Origin of the sequence: Nostocoides veronense (assembly GCF_039531185.1) — a bacterium.
GTDB lineage: Bacteria > Actinomycetota > Actinomycetes > Actinomycetales > Dermatophilaceae > Nostocoides_A > Nostocoides_A veronense.
Genome location: NZ_BAAAPO010000001.1, coordinates 14,950 through 35,142, shown reverse-complemented (window position 1 = coordinate 35,142; position 20,193 = coordinate 14,950). Strand labels below are relative to the sequence as shown.

The window sequence follows — 20,193 nt, the reverse complement described above, 5'->3', positions numbered from 1 at the left end:
CGTCGCCGAACGCGCCAGTCCCGTGGCTTATCGTCGAAACGCTGTCTGTCTGTCTCGAAGGAGATCCGTCGTGAACCCGCTGTTACGCATGGTTGTGTCGACCTCGCTGTCCGGCGCCGAACTGGTGCTGACGACGGCTCTGGACGGAGTGCGCAAGATCAACGAGGCACTCGCCCCTGCCGCGCCGCGCCCACCCGTGGCGGTGCTGGCCAAGGATCCGGATGTCCGTGGTGCCGGATGGCGAGCCCCGGAACTCGGCGACCTCGACGCGGCATCCGCGATGCTGCGTGGTCGGGCGACGACAGGGACTTCGACACCCCCCACCGCGACCTCGCAGGCCACGACGGCGGCGTCACCAGCACCCTCCCGCACGCGGCCACCCCGAGCGCGAATCGCCAAGCAAGCGGCGAGCGACCGAGACAAGCCAGCCGCGCCCGCGGCGGCCAAGGCCACGGCGAGTCAGCGGCCATCGGCGTCGAAGGCCACGGCCAAGGCGGCGAAAACTCCGGCCAAGCGGCCGGCCCGCAAGGCCACCAAGAACGCGGTCAAAAAGAGCACGTCATGAGCCAGGATGCTGAGCCGTCCATCGCGACGAGCGAGAGCAACCCCGATGAGATGACGGTGGTGGTTCCACAGACCGGCGATTTGGTCATCGATGCCGCTCTGCAGGAACTCGCGGCGGCCGACCCGGACCGGCCGGATCAGGTCTTGGAGGCAGGTGGCCGGCTGGAGGCGGCCCTGCGTTCGCGGCTGACCGACCTCGGCGGATGACGACACCGCCGACCCAGCAGGGAGCAGGCCGACTCGATCTTGCGCTCGTCGAGCGTGGCCTCGCCCGCTCCCGAGGCGTTGCTCGCGAGCTGATTGACGACGGCCGGGTGCGGGTGTGCGGCGTACCTGCGGGCAAGGCATCGCTTCAGGTGGGGGCCGACGACGAGGTGACGGTTATCGATCCCGGGCCGGTGTGGGTCGGGCGCGGCGCCGAGAAACTGCTCGCGGCCCTCGAGCACTGGCCGCAGCTCGCGGTGGCCGGTCGGCGAGCCGCGGATGTCGGGGCAAGCACGGGCGGATTCACCCAGGTGCTTCTTCAACGGGGCATCGCCGCCGTCGTCGCGATCGATGTGGGTCATGGCCAACTCGCCGAGCCGGTGCGCCGCGATCCGCGGGTCATCGACCGCGAAGGCACGACCATCCGAGGGTTGACCGCGGACGACATCGGCGGCCCGGTCGACCTGCTGGTCGCCGACCTAAGCTTTATTTCGCTGGCGAGCGTCATACCCGACCTCGTGGGACTGTGCGCCGACGAAGCCGACCTGATGCTGCTGGTGAAGCCGCAGTTCGAGGTGGGTCGCGAGCGCCTCGGCAAGAAGGGCATCGTCCGTTCCGAGGCCAACCGGCGCGCTGCCTTGCGCGGTGTCTTGGAGGCGAGCCAGCAGGCCGGACTGGCTTATCTCGGACTGATGGCTTCGCCAATGACCGGAACCCACGGAAACCGCGAGTTTCTGCTCTGGCTGGCCCGCACGCGCGGGGCTGTCGGGGGCACCTGGCAGGCTGTGCTCACCGATATCGACAACGCAACGAGGACCGGACAATGAGTGGCGCGCGACGCATCCTGGTGGTCGTCCACCCACGCCGCCCGGACGCCGCGAGCCTGGCAGCCGAGGTGATCGCGCGGCTCGACGCGGCGGGCGTCACGGTGCTGCTCGACCCGCTGAGCGCCGATGTGCTGGATCCCGGCACGCGGGCGCTCGTCCACCTCGCCACCGGCCCTGATCCCGCGGCCGGCTGCGAACTCGTGCTCGTGCTCGGCGGGGATGGCACCATCCTGCGCGGTGCCGAATGGTCTCGCTCGGCCCATGCGCCCCTGCTGGGCGTCAATCTCGGACACGTCGGCTTCCTCGCCGAGACCGAACGCGAGCACGCGCACGCCTCCATCGACCGGATCCTCGATCGCGATTACGCCGTCACCGAGCGCATGACGCTGGACGTCATCGCGCATGTTGACGGGGTTGAAGTGGCGCGGACGTTCGCCCTCAACGAGGCCACGGTCGAGAAGGCCGCCCGCGAGCGGATGCTGGAGTTGACCGTCGAGATCGACGGCCGGCCCATCTCCACCTGGGGTTGTGATGGGGTCGTCATGGCGACCCCGACGGGTTCGACGGCCTATGCGTTCTCTGCGGGTGGCCCGGTGATCTGGCCCGATGTCGAGGCGATGCTCGTGGTGCCGATCAGCGCGCACGCGCTCTTCTCCCGCCCCATGGTGCTCTCGCCGCGCTCGCTCTTGGCCGTCGACATTGTGGCTGGGACCGAGGGCCATGGCGCCTTGTGGTGCGACGGCCGCCGGGCCGTCGACCTGCCGGCCGGTGCCCGGGTGGAGGTATGCCGCGGAGCCCACCCCGTGCTTCTCGCCCGGCTGATCGACCAGCCGTTCACGGATCGCCTGGTGGAGAAGTTCGGCCTCTCGGTTCACGGTTGGCGTGGGTCCCGGGCGGCCGACTCGCCATGATCAGTGAACTGCGGATCGGCGCGCTCGGCGTCATCGAGTCCGCCGAACTGCCCTTCCACCCCGGACTCAATGTGGTCACGGGCGAGACCGGCGCCGGGAAAACCATGGTCGTGACCGGTCTCGGCCTGCTCTTCGGGGACCGGGCCGACGCCGCCCTCGTGCGGACGGGCGCCAGCGCCGCCTCCGTCGAGGGCGTGCTCGAGCTGCCGTCCGAGCATCCGGGGATGCAGCGCGCCGCCGACGCGGGCGCCGATGTGGCCGACGAGTTGATCCTGGTGCGCACCGTGAGTGCCGCCGGCCGATCCCGAGGCTTCGCCGGTGGTCGCCAGGTGCCAATCGGCACCTTGGCCGAGCTCGCGCAGGTCCTCATCGCCGTGCACGGTCAGGCCGACCAGTGGCGGCTGCGCTCCGGTGATCAACATCGCGAACTCCTCGACGCCTATGGCGGTCCGGATCTGGTGGCGGCGCGCACGGCATACGTCCAAGCCCACGAGGAGTGGGGCACCGCGGATGCCGAGGTGAGTCGGCTCGAAGCTCTCGCGGCGGCCCGGACCGCGGACCTCGATGTGCTGCGCGCCGGCGTCGAACGCATCGAGGCGGTCGACCCGCAGCCCGGCGAGGACCTCGCGCTGCGAGCCGAGGAAGCGCGCCTGGCCCACGGCGACAGCTTGCGGGCCGCCGCCGCCACCGCCTCGGCGCAGTTGCTCGGCGATGACGCCATCCCTGACCGGCTAGGGGCGGCCGGCCTGGCCGCGGATGCTCTCTCCGCCATCCGGGCGGTCGAAGAGCACGACCCGGCGCTGCCGGAGTTGGCCGCGCGATTGCAGGAGTTGTCGGTGCTGGCCAGCGAACTTGGGGGTGACCTGTCCGCATACGCCGACGGGATCGAGGTCGATGAGGAGCGGCTGGCCCAGATCAACGAACGGCGCGCCGACCTCGCTGGACTCGTGCGCGCGCACGGCGGCGATATCGACGCGGTCATCGCGTGGTCGGCTCAGGCCAGCGCCCGCCTGCTCGAGGTCGACTCGGCAGCCGATGACCTGCCCGTGGCGCTCGAGCGGCGCGAGCGCGCCGAGGCCACCCGCGCATCCGCCGCCGATGACCTCAGCGCGCGACGGCAAGCTGCCGCCACGACCTTTGCCGCCGCCGTGACCGAGGAACTCGCCCATCTGGCCATGGGCTCGGCCGTCGTCGAGGTCGATGTGCGGCCGGGGCTCGGGTCGGATCGGCGCTATTTCGCGCATGGCGTCGACGAGGTCGAATTCCTCATGCGCTCAGGCAGCGGTATGCCGGCCCGCCCGATCGCGCGCTCAGCCTCCGGAGGTGAACTCTCCCGGGTGATGCTCGCGCTGGAGGTCGTGCTTGGCGCGGCTGGGGCTGCAGCGACGCGGGCTGGCGAGACGCCGCCTGTCGGTGGCGGCGCCTCGGTGCCCACCTTCGTCTTCGATGAGGTGGACGCCGGGGTTGGTGGCCGTGCGGCTTTGGACATCGGCGCGAGACTCGCCCGGCTGGCCGGGCGAGCTCAGGTGATCGTTGTCACCCACCTCCCGCAGGTCGCGGCCTTCGCCGACCGGCACCTGGTCGTCACCAAGACCGACGACGGCCGAATCTCGCGCAGCGATGTTCGGGTGCTCGACCAGCACGAACGCGAACGCGAACTGGCCAGGATGATGGCCGGAAGCGATTCCGAGACGGCGATCGAGCACGCCCGCGAACTCCTGGCAGGCGCGCAGGAGCGGCGCGCTGCGTGGGACCATTGACCCTGATGGCACTGTCCTTGTCCCGGCGTTCTCGTGGACCCGCACCGAGCGGGGCAACGGGTGCTGCCCGCGTTGACCGGCGCACCAAGAACCTCACGAAGCGATTGCAGCCCGGCGAGATCGCGGTGATCGACCACGAGGACATCGACCGAGTCAGTGCCGAGGCGCTCGTGGCGTGTCGGCCGGCCGCGGTGATCAACGCCTCCCGATCGATCAGCGGGCGCTATCCCAACGCCGGCCCGCAGATCCTCGTCGAGGCCGGCATCCCGGTCATCGACGCTGCCGGCCCGGAGGCGATGACCGCTCTCACGGAGGGCCAATGGCTGCGCATCGACGAGGGCCAGATCTTCGCGGCCGAAGGAAATGGCGACGCAACAGATGACGTGGCGCTCGTCGTCGGCATTCCGCTCACCGTCGGGGGCGTCGAGGATGCGATGGCACTCGCCCGCGAAGGCCTCTCCGGGCAACTTCAAGCCTTCGCGCAGAACACGATGGACTATCTCGTGCGCGAAAAAGACCTGCTCATCGACGGTGTCGGCGTGCCCGAGATCCGCACTCGCTTGGACGGGCGGCACGCACTGATCGTCGTGCGCGGATACCACTACAAAGAAGATCTGCTGGCGCTGCGCCATTACATCCGCGAATACAAACCGGTCCTGATCGGCGTCGATGGCGGCGCCGACGCCCTCATCGAATTGCGTTACCACCCGCACCTGATCGTCGGGGATATGGACTCGGTGTCCGACCGCGCCCTGACCAGTGGGGCCGAGATCGTCGTCCACGCCTACCGCGACGGCCGGGCGCCGGGCGCCGACCGCGTCCGATCTCTCGGCGTCGAACCGGTGATCTTCCCGGCAACCGGCACCAGTGAGGATGTCGCGATGCTGCTCGCCGACGACAAAGGCGCGAGTCTGATCGTCGCGGTCGGCACCCATGCGACGCTCGTCGAGTTCCTCGACAAGGGCCGCTCCGGCATGGCCAGCACCTTCCTGACCCGCCTGCGGGTGGGCTCCAAACTCATCGACGCCAAGGGCGTCAACCGGCTTTATCGGGCTCGCATCTCGGCGGCGAGCATGCTCGTCATGCTGCTCGTCGGCTTGCTCGTCCTCGGCCTGGCGCTGTGGGCCACCCCCGGCGGGTCGATCATTCTGCAACTCCTCGGGGCGCGCTGGGACGACCTCAAGGCTGCCATCGAGGGGATCTTCACATGATCGACTTCCGCTATCACGTCGTCTCGCTCGCCTCGGTGCTCATCGCGCTCGCGGTCGGGATCGTGCTGGGTGCCGGGCCGCTGAAGGAAGGCATCAGCGATTCGCTGAATCAGCAGGTCACCTCGCTGCGGGCGGAAAAGGCCGACCTGCGTTCCGAACTCGAAGCAGCCCAGAGCACCGTGAAAGTGCAAGAGAATTTCGCCGATGCGCAGTTGAGCCGGATGGTCGCCGGCCGTCTCGCAGACCGCTCGATCACGCTGGTCGCGCTGCCCGGCACCGCCGACGCCTTGCTCTCCGACACCGAGGACACGCTCGGCGCGGCCGGAGCGACCCTGATCGGACCCATCGATCTCCCGCAGGCGTGGACCGATCCCTCGGAGGCCGCGGCGAGCACTCGTTCCCAGCTCGCCGCGCAGCTGGCACCCACGCTTGGGCTGGCCGAAGACGCAAGCCTCGATGCCGTCCTCGGCACGGTCTTGCTGGCCAAGCTGCCGGCGACCCCGGATGACCAGACCAATTCGATCAGTGAGATCGCGCGCCAGGCAGCGTGGAACACACTCGCGGACGCCGGTCTCGTCAGCGGCGTGCTGCCCACCGATCGAGGCAGCCTGGTCGTCGTTCTCAGCCCGGCGACGGCCGCCACGACCGCAACCACCTCGACCGATACGGCAGCGCCCTATGCCGCGCAGGCCAAGCTGGTTGCGGCGCTCGATGACGCCAGCGATGGCTCGGTCATCGTCGGCCAGGTCGATCCGGCTGCCGCCGACTCCTCATCCCTGATCGCCGCGGCGCGTGACGCCTCCGGGGTCCGCCAGCGCGTTTCCACCGTCGACAATGCCGAATCGGCGGTTGGTCAGGCCAGCACGGTGGGGGCGCTGGTCGAACAACTGGCAGGCCGCTCCGGCCAGTACGGCCTCGCCGCCGGGGCGCGCTCGGCCTTCGCGGCGGGCTGAGCAGGATGCCGCGGCTCCTGACGGGCCTGCTGGGTGCCGCAGGCGGTGCCGTGGCGGCCGCCGCCGGGACCCGCGCGCTGCGTCGATATCCGCCGGGCGGCGCCGCCCGCTGGACCCGCACGAACCACGCCGGCCGGCCCATCTCCCTCCTCGAGGGGCCGGGGTATGTCCTGGGTTCCGCTGCCGGGGCGCTCGCCGCTGCCGTGGTGGCCGGCGAGGCGCGTGACGCGGGGCCGGCCCTGCTTGCCACGACCGGCGCCGGGCTCGCCGGCCTGCTCGACGATCTCGCCGGGGATAGCTCGAGCAAAGGCTTGAAGGGTCATCTCGGGGCGCTGCGGCGCGGCCAGGTGACGACCGGCGCCATCAAGATCGGTGCCCTTGGGGTCACGGGCTTGGCGGCCGCCGCCTTGGAGGACCGGCGCGCCGGCCGCGTTCTCGGCCTCTCGACCCTGCTCGGGGCCGGGGTCATCGCGGGCAGCGCCAACCTCGGCAACCTGCTCGACCTGCGACCCGGCCGGGCGGGGAAGGCGACGGTGCTGGCCGGCATACTCCCGGCCCTGCGGGGCGAGCCGGCAGCCGCCGGTGCCGTCGGGGCCGCCCTCGGCGTGCTGCCGGGCGATCTGGCCGGCGCGACGATGCTCGGCGACACCGGGGCAAATGCCGCAGGCGCACTAATCGGCAGCGCCCTCGTCGCACGAACCGGCGTGGTCGGCCGCTTCCTCACCCTCGCATTGCTGGCCGGCCTCACGCTCGCCTCGGAACGCATCAGCTTCACCGCCGTCATCGAGTCCACCCCGGGGCTGCGAGAACTCGACGCCTGGGGACGGGGATGAGCCAGCGGGGGTTGAGCCAGGTCGGCGGGCCCGCTCGCATTATCGCCGCCGCGACGATGGCAGCGCGCATCGCCGGCTTCGCGCGCATGCTCGTCTTCTCGTGGGCGGTCGGCGCGACGGTCGTGGGGACGGCATACCAAAGCACCAACACCATCCCCAATGTCGTCTTCGAGATCGCCGCCGGCGGCATCCTCGCGGCTGTTGTGGTGCCGCTGTTGGCGGGCCGGGTGGAGCGTAAGAAGCGGGACGAGGCCGCACCGATCGCGTCGGCGCTGCTGGGGTGGGCGCTGCTTGTGCTCGTGCCACTCGCGCTCCTCGTCGCGATCCTCGCCCCGTGGATCGCCCGCGCCCTGCTCGGACCCGACGGGGACGCACGCCTCGGCACCCGGATGCTGTGGGTGTTCGCCCCGCAGATCGTGCTCTATGGCGTCGGGATCGTCGCCTCCGGCATCCTGAACGCGCACCGCCGCTTCACCGCTGCCGCCCTCGCGCCGCTGATCTCCAGCCTCGTGGTCATCGCGACCTATCTGCTGTATGCCGTGCTCCGGGACCAAAACCCGGACGGCGCGGTCTGGGTGCTGGCCGGCGGGACGACACTCGGGGTGGTGGCGCTTGTTGCGACGGTGCTGCCCTCGGTTCGGGCCCTTGAGTTGCGGATACGCCCGACGCTGAGCTTCCCGCCGGGCGTCGCCGCGCGGGCGCGTCGACTCGGTGGGGCCGGCCTGATCGCGCTCTTCGCACAACAACTCAGCGTCCTCGGGGTGCTGTGGCTGGCCAATCACCGCGCCGGGCAGGGGAGCATCAACGGCTATCAATATGTCCAAGCGGTCTACCTGCTGCCCTATGCCGTGTTCGCCGTTCCCCTCGCGACGGCGGCCTTCCCGGTGCTCGCCGCATCCGATGGGCACGGCGCCAACGCCGCAGCGACCCTCGAGCGCACGGGGCGGCAGATCGCCCTGCTGAGCGGCCTGGCCGCAGCCGTCCTGGCCGCGACAGCGACGGACCTCGGCGCCTTCTTCACGGCCATCGACGCGGGACGCGATGGCACCGGTGCCGCCGCGCTCGCGGCGCTGCCGGCCACGATGCGCGCCTTCGCCCCCGGGCTGGTCGGCTTCGGGCTCGCGGCCCTGCTCACCCGGGCCATCTATGTCCGCGGTCGCGCCCGCACCGCCTCGCTCGTCATGGGGGCCGGCTGGCTGCTCGCGATCCTCATCCCCTTTCTGGCCACCCTCGGCCGTCCCGGGACGACGCCCACCCTGCGCTGGATCGGCCTCGGCTCGAGCCTGGGTATGACGTTCGCCGCCCTCGGACTGCTGCTCCTGGTTCGTTCCGCGTGGGGTTTGCCAGCTGTCGAACACATCCCGCGCACGGCGGGTGCGGCGCTCGTGGCCGGCCTTCTGGCAGCCGGGGTTGGAGGTCGAGCGCGCGGGCTGTTTCCGATCGCCGAGGGTGCGGTCGAGGCGGTGCTGGCCGGGCTCGGGGCGGCCGTGGTCGCGGCGACCGCGTTCGTCGCCTGGATGTGGGTCTTCGATTCCTCCGCACTCGCGCTCTTCACTCGAGGGCGTCGCCTGCTGGGCGATGATGCCGCGGCCGAGGACGCCGAGGCTGAGCGGGTCTCGCGGAGGATGACATGAGCCGCATCGTTCTGGTCGTCGGCAAGGCAACCGGCGGAATCGGCATCCATGTGCGCGATCTGGCGGCTGGGCTGGCCGGTCTCGGGCATGACGTCGAGGTCGTCACCGATCCGTTGACCGCCCGCACCTTCGGGCTCGATCACGCCCGCCTCCTCTGGCCCGACCCGACCCGGCCCGATCCGCGCCGGCTCGCGCAACTGAGGCGGCTGCTGCGTGGCGCCGACCTGGTCCACGCGCACGGCCATCAGGCCGGCATCGTGGCGGGGGCCGCGCTCGGACGACGGCGCCGCGGCGGCGTGCCGCTCGTCATCAGCCTGCACAACGAACTACCCGCCGTGCCCGGTCCCGCGCGGGCTGCCGTCGAGCGCGCGGAGCGGGCCGCCTTGGGCCGGGCCGAGCTGGTGACCGGGGCGAGCGACGATCTTGTCGCCGCAGCACGCAGCTTGGGGGCCGGGCATACCCAGCTCGCGCCGGTGCCCTCACCGCGGGTGCCCGCGCTCGCGGGCGCGGGCCCCGAGCAGCGCGCGGGCGCCCGCGAGCGGGTGCGGACGGCATACGGCCTGCCGGGGGACCTTCCCTGGATCGTGACGATCTCCCGAATCGCCCCACAAAAGGGCCTGCCGACCCTCGTGGCGGCGGCCGCCCAGCTGCGGACCCGAGTGCGATGGCTCGTCGCGGGCTCGGGCGTCGCCGACCTGCTCGCCGACCTTCGGGAACAGGCCGCCACCTTGGGCAGCCCCGTCGACTTCCTTGGGCCGGTGAGCGATCCGGAGGACCTGCTGCTGGCGGCCGATCTCTTCGTGCTCACCAGCACGTGGGAAGCACGAGCCCTCGTCGTGCAGGAGGCGATGGCGGCCGGCCTGCCGGTGATCGCCCCCGCCGTCGGCGGGCTGCCCGGCCTGCTGGCCGATGGCGGGGGAGTGCTCGTCCCGCCCGGCGACCCGGCCGCCACCGCCCAGGCCGTCGAGGAACTGCTCGCCGACCCGGCCCGGCGCGCGGCCCTCGGCGCGCGGGGGCGGGAGGTCGCCCGCGGCTGGGACGATCTCGACGCGGCGACACGGGCGTGGTCGACGGCATACGACCGGCTCATCGTGGGATAGGTTTGAACCCCGTGGCGACCACGACGAAGCACATCTTTGTGACCGGAGGCGTGGCCTCCTCCCTCGGCAAGGGTCTGACGGCCTCCAGCCTCGGCAATCTGCTCCGAGCGCGCGGCCTGTCGGTGACGATGCAGAAGCTCGACCCCTATCTCAATGTCGACCCGGGGACGATGAATCCCTTTCAGCACGGAGAGGTCTTCGTCACGGAGGACGGCGCGGAGACCGACCTCGACATCGGGCATTACGAACGCTTCCTCGACGTCAACCTCCAGGCCAATGCCAATGTGACGACCGGGCAGGTCTATAGCCAGGTCATCGCCAAGGAACGGCGGGGGGAGTATCTCGGCGACACCGTGCAGGTCATCCCGCACATCACCAACGAGATCACCGCTCGCATGCGGGCGCAGGCCGCCGGTCCGGACGCCCCCGATGTGATCATCACCGAGATCGGCGGCACGGTCGGCGACATCGAGTCGCTGCCGTTCCTCGAAGCCGCACGCCAGGTCCGCCACGAACTCGGCCGCGACAACTCGATGTTCCTGCACGTCTCGCTCGTGCCCTATCTCGCGCCGAGTGGCGAGTTGAAGACCAAGCCGACCCAGCACTCCGTCGCCGCGCTGCGGCAAGTCGGCCTCCAGCCGGACGCGCTGGTGCTGCGCGCCGACCGCGAGATTCCCGAGGGCATCAAGCGCAAGATCTCGCTGATGTGCGATGTCGACGCCGAGGCGGTCGCGGCCTGCGTCGACGCGCCGTCGATCTACGACATCCCCAAGGTGCTGCACCAGGAAGGTCTGGACGCCTTCGTCATTCGCCGCCTCGGCCTGAACTTTCGCGATGTCGCGTGGAGCGAATGGGATCAGTTGCTGCGCCGGGTCCACCATCCCGCGCACCAGGTCGAGATCGCGCTCGTCGGCAAGTACATCGACCTGCCGGATGCCTATCTGTCCGTCACGGAGGCGCTGCGCGCCGGCGGCTTCGCCCATGACGCCAAAGTCACCATCCGCTGGGTCGCCTCCGACACCTGTGAGACGCCGGCCGGGGCCGCGAAGGCGCTCGGCTGCGTCGACGCCGTTCTCGTCCCCGGTGGCTTCGGGATCCGCGGCATCGAAGGCAAGCTGGGCGCGCTGCGCTGGGCGCGGGAGAACGGCATACCAACCCTCGGGATCTGCCTCGGCCTGCAGTGCATGGTGATCGAGTACGCCCGCAATGTCGCCGGTATCGACGGCGCCTCCTCCAGTGAATTCGACCCCGATACCCCTGCCCCGGTCATCGCGACGATGGCCGAGCAGCTGGCGTATGTCGAGGGCGCCGGTGATCTCGGCGGCACCATGCGGCTGGGCACCTATCCCGCCGAGTTGGCCGAGGGCTCGGTCATTGCTGGGGCCTATGGCGCGACGCAGGTCGACGAGCGGCACCGGCATCGCTACGAAGTCAACAATGCTTATCGCGACCAGATCGCGGAGGCGGGCCTGGTTTTCAGTGGCACCTCGCCGGACGGCAAGCTCGTGGAGTTCTGTGAGCTGCCGGCGAGTGTGCACCCGTATTACGTTGCGACACAAGCGCATCCGGAGTTCAAGTCCCGCCCGCACCGTGCCCATCCGCTCTTTGCCGGCCTGATCGGAGCCGCGATCGAGCAGCAGCGCTCCGCGCGATTGGTCGAGGTCGAGCCGCCGGCCGTGCCGGTCGAGGCATGACCGACGCGGGCGGCGTGATCGCGGATCGGGCGGACCGGGCACCGGTGCTCGCCAGCCGCACGGTGTATGCCGGCCTGGTCTGGGATGTGCGCCGCGACGAGGTGGACCTCGGGCACGAGGTCGTCACCCGCGATGTCGTCGCGCATCCCGGCGCCGTGGGCGTCTTGGCGATGGACGAGCAGGGCCGGATCGCGCTGATCCAGCAGTACCGCCACCCCGTCGGCATGCGCCTGTGGGAGATTCCCGCCGGGCTCCTCGATGTCGCGGGGGAGGACCCGGCGCTCGCGGCGGCCCGGGAGTTGGCCGAGGAGGCCGACCTGGTCGCCGAGCAGTGGGCGGTGCTGACCGACTACTTCACCTCGCCGGGCTTCGCCAGCGAGTCGATCCGGCTCTATGTCGCGCGCGGGCTGTCCGTCGTGCCGGAGTCCGAGCGGCACGAGCGCACCGGCGAGGAGCGGGATATGCCGCTGCGCTGGGTGCCCCTCGATGAGGCGCACGCGGCGGTGCTGGCCGGGCGGCTGCACAATCCGCATACGGTCATCGCCGTGCTCGCTGCCGTGGCCCTGCGCGCTGATGGGTGGGCCGGGCTGCGGCCGGCCGACGCGCCCTGGCCCGAACGCGTCGTCCTGGCCGACTAGCGTGACGGGTATGCCGCTTCGCTCCGGTCTGCGCCGGGTCCGCACTGCGTTGTCCTCTGAGCCCGAAAAGCCGGCTGCCGCAACGTCTTCCGCAGCGCCGGTGCCGATCTTCTATGGCTATACCCGCTATAGCGTCTTTTCCCCGACGAGCCGGTCGTGGAAGTTGACCCGCGGCAAGGACAGCGACCGGGACTACTTCGAGCAGTTGTATGCCGAGCAGCGGATGCGGCCGCGCGCCGATATCTTTCTCGAACTCTCGGTGCCGATCCTGCAGCAGATGGCGCAGGCGCACGACTATCGCCATGTCGTCCACTACTCCGCGGACATGCCGCAACCGTGGCTCGGGCCGTTGCAGGAGGCCGCCCGACGCTATCCGGTGCTCTGGCTGGTCGAGGCCGATGAACAGCCGGTGCTCGCCGACACGCTGGCCGCTGACCTGCGCGAGCGCGGGGTGGGGGATTGCACCGTCGTCAACTTCCGGATCGATGATGACGACATCCTCGCGACGACCTATCTCGATCAATTGAGCGCCTTCGCCGGTCGGGCCGACCGCAACCGGGCAATCAGCCTGGCGCGCGGCGCGGCAGGCGTATATCTCGACGGCCGCATTGAACCCCTGCTGGATCAGCAGCGGCCGTTCGGCGCCCAGGGGCAGGCCTATGTCGGCAACTTCCGCGCCCGCGACGGTCGGCTTTTCCTGCGCGGTGGGCCCGGGATCGACCACACAAAGGTGGCCCGGCACCTGCCGACGATCGTCGACGCCCGGGAGATCGCGTGGCTCCAATTGCGCCACCCGGGGCAGGACATGCTCACCGATGAAGCCGACGCGCTCGATCGGATCCGGCGTTCGATTGCCCACCTGCCACCGCTGACCGATACGGACATCGCGGCCCTTTTCCCGACCATCGTGGACCGGCTGATATCCGGCTGAGAGCCCGCCGCACGGTCAGTAGACTGGTGGGGCCCCGGGTGGGCGCGGCCAAGCTGGTCGGCGAGCCCGCGGCATACCTCCTGATCCCCGACGAAGGAACCCCTGTGCTTCGCACTCACCAGGCCGGCACGCTCAGTGCCGCCCAGATCGACCAGAACGTCACTCTCACCGGATGGGTCGCCAAGCGCCGCGATCACGGCGGCGTGGCGTTCATCGATCTGCGCGACGCCAGCGGCGTGGTGCAGGTGGTCGCCCGTGATGAGGTACTGACCGGCGCGGCACACGACCTGCGCAGCGAATACTGCATCAAGGTCGTCGGCACCGTCATCGCCCGCGGGGAGAAGAATGTCAACCCCGACCTCGCGACCGGCGCCATCGAGGTGGTCGCGAGCGAGATCACCGTTCTCGGCCCCAGCGAGCCGCTGCCCTTCCAGATCGACGAGCGGCTCACGGTCGGCGAGGAAGCGCGCCTGAAGTACCGCTATCTCGACCTGCGCCGGCCGGGCGCGCACAACGCGGGACACGGCATACGCCTGCGTTCCAAGGTCAGCCAGGCCGCGCGAAAGGTGTTGGGGGAGCGCGACTTCGTCGAGATCGAGACCCCGACGCTGACGCGGTCGACCCCCGAGGGCGCCCGAGACTTCCTGGTGCCCGCGCGGCTCGCGCCGGGCTCCTGGTATGCCCTGCCGCAGAGCCCGCAGTTGTTCAAGCAGCTGCTCATGGTGGCCGGGATGGAGCGCTACTACCAGATCGCGCGCTGCTATCGCGACGAGGACTTCCGCGCCGACCGGCAGCCGGAGTTCACCCAGCTCGACATCGAGATGTCCTTCGTCACCCAGGACGACATCATCGAGCTCGGCGAGGCGCTAGCCGTCGAGATCTGGAAGCTCATCGACGTCGACTTGCCGACGCCGTTCCTGCGGCTGACGTATGCCGACGCGATGGCGCGCTATGGCTCGGACAAGCCGGACCTGCGCTTTGGTGTCGAGTTGACCGAGTGCACGGACTTCTTCAAGGACACGACCTTCCGGGTCTTCCAGGCTCCCTATGTCGGCGCGGTCGTCATGCCGGGTGGGGCCTCGCAGCCGCGCAAGGTTCTCGACGGCTGGCAAGAGTTCGCCAAGCAGCGCGGGCACAAGGGACTGGCATACGTCCTGGTCCAGGAAGACGGGACGCTCACCGGGCCGGTGGCCAAGAACCTCACCGAGACCGAGACGGCGGGCCTGGCCGCGCATGTCGGCGCGGCGCCTGGCGACTGCATCTTCTTCGCCGCCGGCCCGGCTAAGGCGGCCCGCAGCCTGCTCGGTGCCACCCGGCTCGAGATCGGCAAGCGCGCCGGGCTGATCGACGAGAACGCCTGGTCCTTCCTGTGGGTCGTCGACGCGCCGCTCTTCGAGCCGACCGCGGACGCCGAGGCGGCGGGCGATGTCGCCGTCGGTGCGGGCGCCTGGACCGCTGTCCACCACGCCTTCACCAGCCCCAAGGACGAATTCCTCGACACCTTCGACACCGACCCCGGCCCCGCGCTGGCCTATGCCTACGACATGGTCTGCAATGGCAACGAGATCGGCGGCGGCTCGATTCGTATCAACCGCAAGGACATTCAAGAGCGCGTCTTCGCGGTGATGGGCCTGAGCCAGGAGCAGGCGCAGGAGAAGTTCGGCTTCCTGCTCGACGCCTTCAAGTTCGGCGCGCCGCCGCACGGTGGCATCGCGTTCGGCTGGGACCGGATCGTCATGCTGCTCGGCGGCTATGCCTCGATCCGCGATGTCATCGCCTTCCCGAAGTCCGGTGGTGGGTTCGACCCGCTGACCGAGGCGCCGGCGGCGATCTCGCCGGAGCAGCGCAAGGAAGCGGGCATCGACGCCAAGCCGGCCGCTCCCAAGGCTGATTCAGCCGGGGCCTGAGCGCCGTTGTCCCTCAGCTCGATCGCGACGCCCGGTGCGTGCCCCTGTGGCACGGGCCGGGCGTTCGCGTCGTGCTGCGCGCCCTACGTCGTGGACGGCCTCGCGCCGCCGACGGCCGAGGCGACGATGCGATCCCGGTATGCCGCCTATGCCCTCGGTATGCCCGACCACCTCTTTCGCACCTGGCATCCGCGGACGCGGCCGGCCGAGCTGCCGGTGCCGGATGAGACCAGGTGGACGGGCCTCGACGTGCTCGACGTGGTGGGTGGCAGCGCCGACGAGGCCACCGGGATCGTGGAGTTCGTGGCGCACTGGAGATCCGGTGATCAGCAGGGCGTCCTACGCGAACGCAGCACTTTTGCTCGTCGCGGCGGCCGCTGGGTCTATGTCGACGGCGTCACCTCGTGAGCCCAGTCAGGCCACGGACCAGCGCCGGCCTCCTGCCGGTCCGGCTGGGTGCGAACGGGGCCATCGAGGTGCTGATCGCCCACATGGGCGGGCCGCTGTGGGCGTGCAAGGACGACCGGGCGTGGAGCATCGTCAAAGGTGAGTTCGACCCCGCGGCTGAGGAGCCGCGGGCCGCAGCCGAGCGAGAGTGGCGCGAGGAGACAGGATCGGTCGTCCCGGAGGGGCCGGTTGTGGAACTCGGGACGGTGACGCAGTCCGGCGGCAAGACCGTGCATGCGTTTGCCGTGTTCATCGACGGCGAGGTCGGAGTCGATCTGGCGGCCGGCGATCAGGTGACGATGGAGTGGCCGCCACGATCCGGGCGCACGATCACCTTCCCGGAGATCGACCGCCTCGAGTGGTGCGTGGCCGAGGTTGCGGCCCGGCGGCTGGTCGCCGCCCAAGTCGGTTTCCTCGACCGGCTCGATCTGCCCTCGTGAAGCTGCCGCGGCGCACTGACATCGATCTGGATGCCGTTCTCGCGGAATTGGATCCGAGCCTCGCCGGTGCCCGGCTGAGCGAGCTCGGGGAGGGTTGGGACAACATCGCGTATGCCGTGCACCCCCCTTCCGGGGGCCAGCCGCTGGTGCTGCGGGTCAGCAAGTTCGCCGACGAGACCGAGCGCTTTGACACCACGACCAAGGACGCCGAGCTGTTGCGGTTCGTCGCGCGGCGCTCACCGCTGGTGACCAACACCGTCCGCGCAGTCGACGCTTACGCCGGGGTGTTGCTCCTGACGATGGTGCCGGGGATCGGTGCGGGAACAGCGCCGATCCGGGACCGTCCGGCCCTGGCCGAGTCGCTCGGCACCCTTCTAGGGCCCCGGCGATGGCGGCGATGGCGCCGACCACGGGAATCCCGGCGGCCACGAACCCCCCGAAGACAACGATCATGACGAGGAAACTCAGCGGCAGGGCGATCCCCTCGCCCCGCTGTCCATCGATCTTGATCTGCTCCACGATGCGGTCCACCAGCGCCCGAATGCTGCCGCGCTGCGAGTCGTGCGCCCCGCTCGCGCGCACGAGTTCGTCGAACACCGCGTCGATGCGGTCATGGGTCTCGTCCTCCGACGAGCGGCTGAGCCCCTGCTTGAGCAGGACGATCGTGGCGAAGCCACCGGAGTACTGACTGCGGTCGGCGAACATCGCCCGCGCCCCGGCGGAGTCGAGTCCGCCGGGAACGACATACGGATTCGCGGCGCGCTCCACCCCGGGGATCGCCAGGAGCTCAGTCACCGCCGTGCGGGCGGCAGCCGCGACGCGCGGCGGCCGGGTCGATTCCGGCCACCAGCAGCGTGTAACTCCCGCCGAGGCCCTGCTCCCGAGTGGTTCCCCGCAGGAGGTCGCGGCCGGTCAGATGTTCCCCGGGTGCCTCGATGTCACTGGTGTGCAGCCGCGGAAACAAGCCCTCCCCGACCACGCCGGTGGCGGCGAGGAAGGCCACGACCACCGCGACGAACCACACCCCGACGACGACGCGGGCGTGGCGACCGACCCAGCTGCCCCAGCCTCGCACGGACCGAGCCTAGGGCGTCATAGGGTCGAGCACATGGACGGTGACTCTGTGGGTCTGCCCGTGCTCGACGCGCCCGAGCAGCGCATCCTCGGGGCGCTGTTGGAGAAGCAGGTGACCGTCCCGGCGAGCTATCCCCTCTCCCTCAACGCCCTCCAGGCGGCGTGCAACCAGGCCACCAGCCGCGACCCGGTCACGGACTACTCCACCAACGAGATTGAGTCCGTATGCCGCGCGCTCAAGGACCGCTCGCTGGTGCGGTTCGTCTGGGCGGGCACGGGCGCGCGGGTGGTCAAGTTCCATCAGCGCCTTGAGGAAGCGCTCGACCTAGCCCCGGACGAGCGCGCCCTCGTCACGCTGCTGCTGCTGCGCGGGGCCCAAGCTCCGGGGGAACTGAAGACTCGGGCCGAGCGACTGCACTCCTTCGCCGATCGCGGCGAGGTCGAGGCGGTGCTGACCCGGTTGGCCGACCGGCCGGCTCCCGTGGTGCGCCAGCTCCCACGCCGGCCCGGCCAGCATGACTCGCGGTGGATCCATCTGCTCGGCCCGGTCGTGGCGCACGCGGACGACGTGTCCGCGGCCGCCGCCTCGACTGTCGATCGCGATGTGGTGCTCTTGGATGGGGCCGAGGCGCGGGACCGGCGGGTTCGGGCGGCATACGACTCGTGCGCGCCGAACTATGCCGAGGCGCTTTCGGATGAGTTGTCCCACAAGGCATTTGACCGCTGGCTGCTGGATCGGATCGTCGCCGACACGATCGGCCCGATCGCGGATATCGGCTGTGGCCCCGGTCAAACGACCGCGTACCTTGCGGCGGCCGGTGCCGACGTGATGGGAGTCGACTTCGCCGCAGCGATGATCGAGCAAGCGCGTGCCACCCATCCATGCCTGGCCTTCCAGCAGGCTGACTTCACCCGGCTCCTCCGCCCGCCACACGCGAGCGCGTGGGGAGCGATCACGGCCTGGTATGCATTCGTCCACCTCGCGACCTCGGAACTCCCGGCCGTCCTCGGCTCGCTGGGCCGGATTCTGTCGCCGGACGGGCTGCTGGCGTTCGCGGTGCATATCGGCAACGCGGTCCACCACAGCGACGAATTGTTCGGTGCCCCAGTCGATCTCGACTTCGTGCTGCACGATCGCGACGACGTGCTCGCGGCCGTCGCGACGGCAGGGCTGAGCGTCGCGGAGTGGTATGTCCGCGGGCCACTGCCCACCGAGGCTGCGACCGAACGCCTCTATGTCCTCGCCCGCCCCTGAGTCGGCCACGTGATCGTCAAAGGGCGAGGCGGTAACCGCGCTTAACCACGGTCTGAATCAGCTCCAAACCGACAGACTCGCGCAAGCGGGCGATGGCGACTTCGGCGGCATGAGGGTCGGCGCTGCTGCCCGGTAGTGCACCAAGCAACTCTTCTCTGGAGACGACCCGGCCCGCCGACGCGACGAGCACGCGCAGGACGGCCAGGCTGCTGGGCGTCAAGGCGACGGGAACGCCGTCGATCAGGGCGGACGTCGCGAGAAGGCGCACGTGTCCCGCACGCGTTCGGACCGTCGGATCGTGCTCCTGCACATGGGCGAGCAGCGCTCGAATCATCGATCCCAGGCGGCCTCGCTCCGGGGCGAGAGGCCCCAATCCGGCCTCGACGAGTGGTCGTGCGGTCACCGGCCCCACGGCGAGCGCGATGGTGTTGCCGCGAACGCAATGCTCCACGATCGCCGGCAGCACGCCGGCCCCGTCGGCGGCGTGCAACCAGGCGGCAGCCCCCGGGGCCGAGGTGAACACGACGACATCAACCTCGCCATTGGCCACGGCCCGGGTGGACTCGGTGAGCAGGTGTCGGTCCCGAGGCGGACCCCAGCGATAGACGACCAGCGGTGTCACCTCTGCCCCCGCGTGAGTGAGCGCGTCGTCAATGCCATCCGAGCCTGCACCATGGTGTTGCACGGCCACACGCAACCCGGAAACACCCTCGGCGAGTAGGAAGTCCGTCAACTCCGCCGCCGTCTCCGATTCGGCCACCCAATCCGTGTGCAGGGCCGCTTGCTGGACGGCGCCATGGGCTTTCGGGCCGCGTGCAACGATCCGCGCCTGAGCGAGGAGGTGATGCAGGGGCTCGCTCAAGCCAGCAGCATCAGCCGCCTCGAGCCAGCCGCGAAAGCCGATGCCGGTCGTCACGATCACGACATCCGGAGGGTCGGCGATGAGCCGCTGCGTGCTCTCGACGAGTTGGGCGTCGTCGAGATGCGGCACGATCGACAGAGCGGGCGCGTGGTGCACGTGCGCCCCACGTCGGGACAGAGCCGCCGTAATGTCCCCTGCGCGACGGTCCGCAGTGACCAACACGGCATACCCCTGCAGGACCTGATCCACCATGCCCCAAACCTTTGATCAGGACGCCTGCGCCACGAACGCGCGCAGTGCGTCGGCCGCGGCGACCCGGCCCAGAACGATGACGGCAGGCGGCTGGACGCCGAGTGCTTCGGCGAGCGCCGGCAGCGCCTCGAGAGTGCTGCGCGTGATGCGCTGCTGCGGCAGCGTCCCGCTCTCGATGATCGCGGCCGGAGTCGACGGGTCGACGCCGGCGGTCAGGGCCGCTGCGACGTGGGCCTGCAGTTCGGCAACGGCCATGAGGAGCACCAACGTGCAGGTCCCGCCGGCCACGCTCGCCCAGGCGCTCTGCGCGACCGGCCGGTGACCGTGCGCGATCTGAACGGCGTCCGCGATCCCGCGATGGGTCACCGGAATGCCGGCCGCCGCGGGGGCGGCAAGCGCGCTACTCACCCCGGGGACCACCTCGACGGGTATGCCGTTGGCCTCGCACGCGGCGGCCTCCTCGCCTCCCCGGCCGAAAAGGAAACTGTCGCCACCTTTCAGGCGCACGACGCGTCGACCCATCCGCGCGTGCTCGATGAGCAGGCTGTTGATCTGCTCCTGAGTTCGGGTATGCCGACCGGGCTGCTTGCCGACGTCGATCACCTCGATCCCCGGGGGTAGTTCCTCGATCAGGCCGACGGGTGCCAGTCGGTCCGTGACGACGACATCCGCGCACATCAGTGCGCGGTAGCCGCG

21 protein-coding genes are annotated in these 20,193 nt (G+C 70.3%); 17 read left to right on the top strand and 4 right to left on the bottom strand.

Annotated features, from left to right (window positions below; genetic code table 11):
• The first annotated feature begins 70 nt into the window (after positions 1-70).
• The 16 genes from ABD225_RS00160 to ABD225_RS00085 all read left to right on the top strand — a co-directional run bounded on the left by ABD225_RS00160 (position 71) and on the right by ABD225_RS00085 (position 16,054).
• A complete protein-coding gene (locus tag ABD225_RS00160; protein WP_344079540.1) occupies positions 71-565 on the top strand; it encodes a hypothetical protein in 495 nt (164 codons plus the stop codon).
• The gene (locus ABD225_RS00155; RefSeq protein WP_344079537.1) at positions 562-771 is read left to right on the top strand and encodes a hypothetical protein; all 210 of its coding nucleotides are present in this window, start codon (positions 562-564) and stop codon (positions 769-771) included. The genes ABD225_RS00160 and ABD225_RS00155 overlap by 4 nt, the downstream gene beginning before the upstream one ends.
• Positions 768-1,595, top strand: coding sequence for a TlyA family RNA methyltransferase (locus tag ABD225_RS00150; RefSeq protein ID WP_344079534.1), 828 nt, complete (start codon positions 768-770; stop codon positions 1,593-1,595). Before ABD225_RS00155 ends, ABD225_RS00150 begins: the two co-directional genes overlap by 4 nt.
• Entirely contained in the window at positions 1,592-2,506 is a 915-nt protein-coding gene (locus tag ABD225_RS00145; RefSeq protein WP_344079531.1) for an NAD kinase, read from the top strand. Before ABD225_RS00150 ends, ABD225_RS00145 begins: the two co-directional genes overlap by 4 nt.
• Complete coding sequence (gene recN / locus ABD225_RS00140; protein ID WP_344079528.1) at positions 2,503-4,266, top strand: DNA repair protein RecN; 1,764 nt, start codon at positions 2,503-2,505, stop codon at positions 4,264-4,266. Before ABD225_RS00145 ends, recN begins: the two co-directional genes overlap by 4 nt.
• Before the next feature lie 5 nt (positions 4,267-4,271).
• On the top strand, positions 4,272-5,477 hold the full coding sequence (gene steA / locus ABD225_RS00135) for a putative cytokinetic ring protein SteA (protein ID WP_344079525.1): 1,206 nt from the start codon (positions 4,272-4,274) through the stop codon (positions 5,475-5,477).
• The gene (locus ABD225_RS00130; protein ID WP_344079522.1) at positions 5,474-6,430 is read left to right on the top strand and encodes a copper transporter; all 957 of its coding nucleotides are present in this window, start codon (positions 5,474-5,476) and stop codon (positions 6,428-6,430) included. Before steA ends, ABD225_RS00130 begins: the two co-directional genes overlap by 4 nt.
• A 5-nt stretch (positions 6,431-6,435) precedes the next feature.
• A complete protein-coding gene (locus ABD225_RS00125) occupies positions 6,436-7,263 on the top strand; it encodes a hypothetical protein (RefSeq protein ID WP_344079520.1) in 828 nt (275 codons plus the stop codon).
• Positions 7,260-8,897 (top strand): murein biosynthesis integral membrane protein MurJ, encoded by a 1,638-nt coding sequence (gene murJ, locus ABD225_RS00120; protein ID WP_344079517.1) that lies wholly within the window; start codon positions 7,260-7,262, stop codon positions 8,895-8,897. The genes ABD225_RS00125 and murJ overlap by 4 nt, the downstream gene beginning before the upstream one ends.
• Positions 8,894-9,997 (top strand): glycosyltransferase family 4 protein, encoded by a 1,104-nt coding sequence (locus tag ABD225_RS00115; RefSeq protein WP_344079514.1) that lies wholly within the window; start codon positions 8,894-8,896, stop codon positions 9,995-9,997. The genes murJ and ABD225_RS00115 overlap by 4 nt, the downstream gene beginning before the upstream one ends.
• An 11-nt stretch (positions 9,998-10,008) precedes the next feature.
• Positions 10,009-11,691 (top strand): CTP synthase, encoded by a 1,683-nt coding sequence (gene pyrG / locus ABD225_RS00110; RefSeq protein WP_344079511.1) that lies wholly within the window; start codon positions 10,009-10,011, stop codon positions 11,689-11,691.
• Positions 11,688-12,329 carry an NUDIX domain-containing protein gene (locus tag ABD225_RS00105; RefSeq protein ID WP_344079508.1) on the top strand — a complete coding sequence of 214 codons (642 nt, stop codon included), beginning with the start codon at positions 11,688-11,690 and terminating at the stop codon, positions 12,327-12,329. The genes pyrG and ABD225_RS00105 overlap by 4 nt, the downstream gene beginning before the upstream one ends.
• Before the next feature lie 10 nt (positions 12,330-12,339).
• The gene (locus ABD225_RS00100; protein ID WP_344079505.1) at positions 12,340-13,260 is read left to right on the top strand and encodes a glycosyltransferase; all 921 of its coding nucleotides are present in this window, start codon (positions 12,340-12,342) and stop codon (positions 13,258-13,260) included.
• A gap of 104 nt (positions 13,261-13,364) precedes the next feature.
• Positions 13,365-15,167: an aspartate--tRNA ligase gene (gene aspS / locus ABD225_RS00095; protein WP_344079737.1), complete on the top strand. Its 1,803-nt coding sequence runs from the start codon at positions 13,365-13,367 to the stop codon at positions 15,165-15,167.
• 6 nt (positions 15,168-15,173) lie between these two features.
• The gene (locus ABD225_RS00090; protein ID WP_344079502.1) at positions 15,174-15,575 is read left to right on the top strand and encodes a YchJ family protein; all 402 of its coding nucleotides are present in this window, start codon (positions 15,174-15,176) and stop codon (positions 15,573-15,575) included.
• A complete protein-coding gene (locus tag ABD225_RS00085; protein ID WP_344079499.1) occupies positions 15,572-16,054 on the top strand; it encodes an NUDIX domain-containing protein in 483 nt (160 codons plus the stop codon). The genes ABD225_RS00090 and ABD225_RS00085 overlap by 4 nt, the downstream gene beginning before the upstream one ends.
• 156 nt (positions 16,055-16,210) lie before the next feature.
• On the opposite strand, the gene ABD225_RS00080 is transcribed toward ABD225_RS00085, so the two are convergent.
• A complete protein-coding gene (locus ABD225_RS00080) occupies positions 16,211-16,849 on the bottom strand; it encodes a hypothetical protein (protein ID WP_344079496.1) in 639 nt (212 codons plus the stop codon).
• Positions 16,842-17,129, bottom strand: coding sequence for a hypothetical protein (locus ABD225_RS00075; protein ID WP_344079493.1), 288 nt, complete (start codon positions 17,127-17,129; stop codon positions 16,842-16,844). The genes ABD225_RS00080 and ABD225_RS00075 overlap by 8 nt, the downstream gene beginning before the upstream one ends.
• A 33-nt stretch (positions 17,130-17,162) precedes the next feature.
• On the opposite strand from ABD225_RS00075, the gene ABD225_RS00070 reads away from it, so the two are divergent.
• On the top strand, positions 17,163-18,383 hold the full coding sequence (locus ABD225_RS00070; protein WP_344079490.1) for a DUF480 domain-containing protein: 1,221 nt from the start codon (positions 17,163-17,165) through the stop codon (positions 18,381-18,383).
• Positions 18,384-18,399: 16 nt separating this feature from the next.
• On the opposite strand, the gene ABD225_RS00065 is transcribed toward ABD225_RS00070, so the two are convergent.
• Both ABD225_RS00065 and cobA read right to left on the bottom strand, forming a co-directional pair.
• The gene (locus ABD225_RS00065) at positions 18,400-19,497 is read right to left on the bottom strand and encodes a uroporphyrinogen-III synthase (RefSeq protein WP_344079488.1); all 1,098 of its coding nucleotides are present in this window, start codon (positions 19,495-19,497) and stop codon (positions 18,400-18,402) included.
• A 15-nt stretch (positions 19,498-19,512) separates the two neighbouring features.
• Positions 19,513-20,193, bottom strand: a 681-nt coding sequence (gene cobA / locus ABD225_RS00060; RefSeq protein ID WP_344079485.1) for a uroporphyrinogen-III C-methyltransferase, incomplete at its 5' end; no start/stop codon positions are given.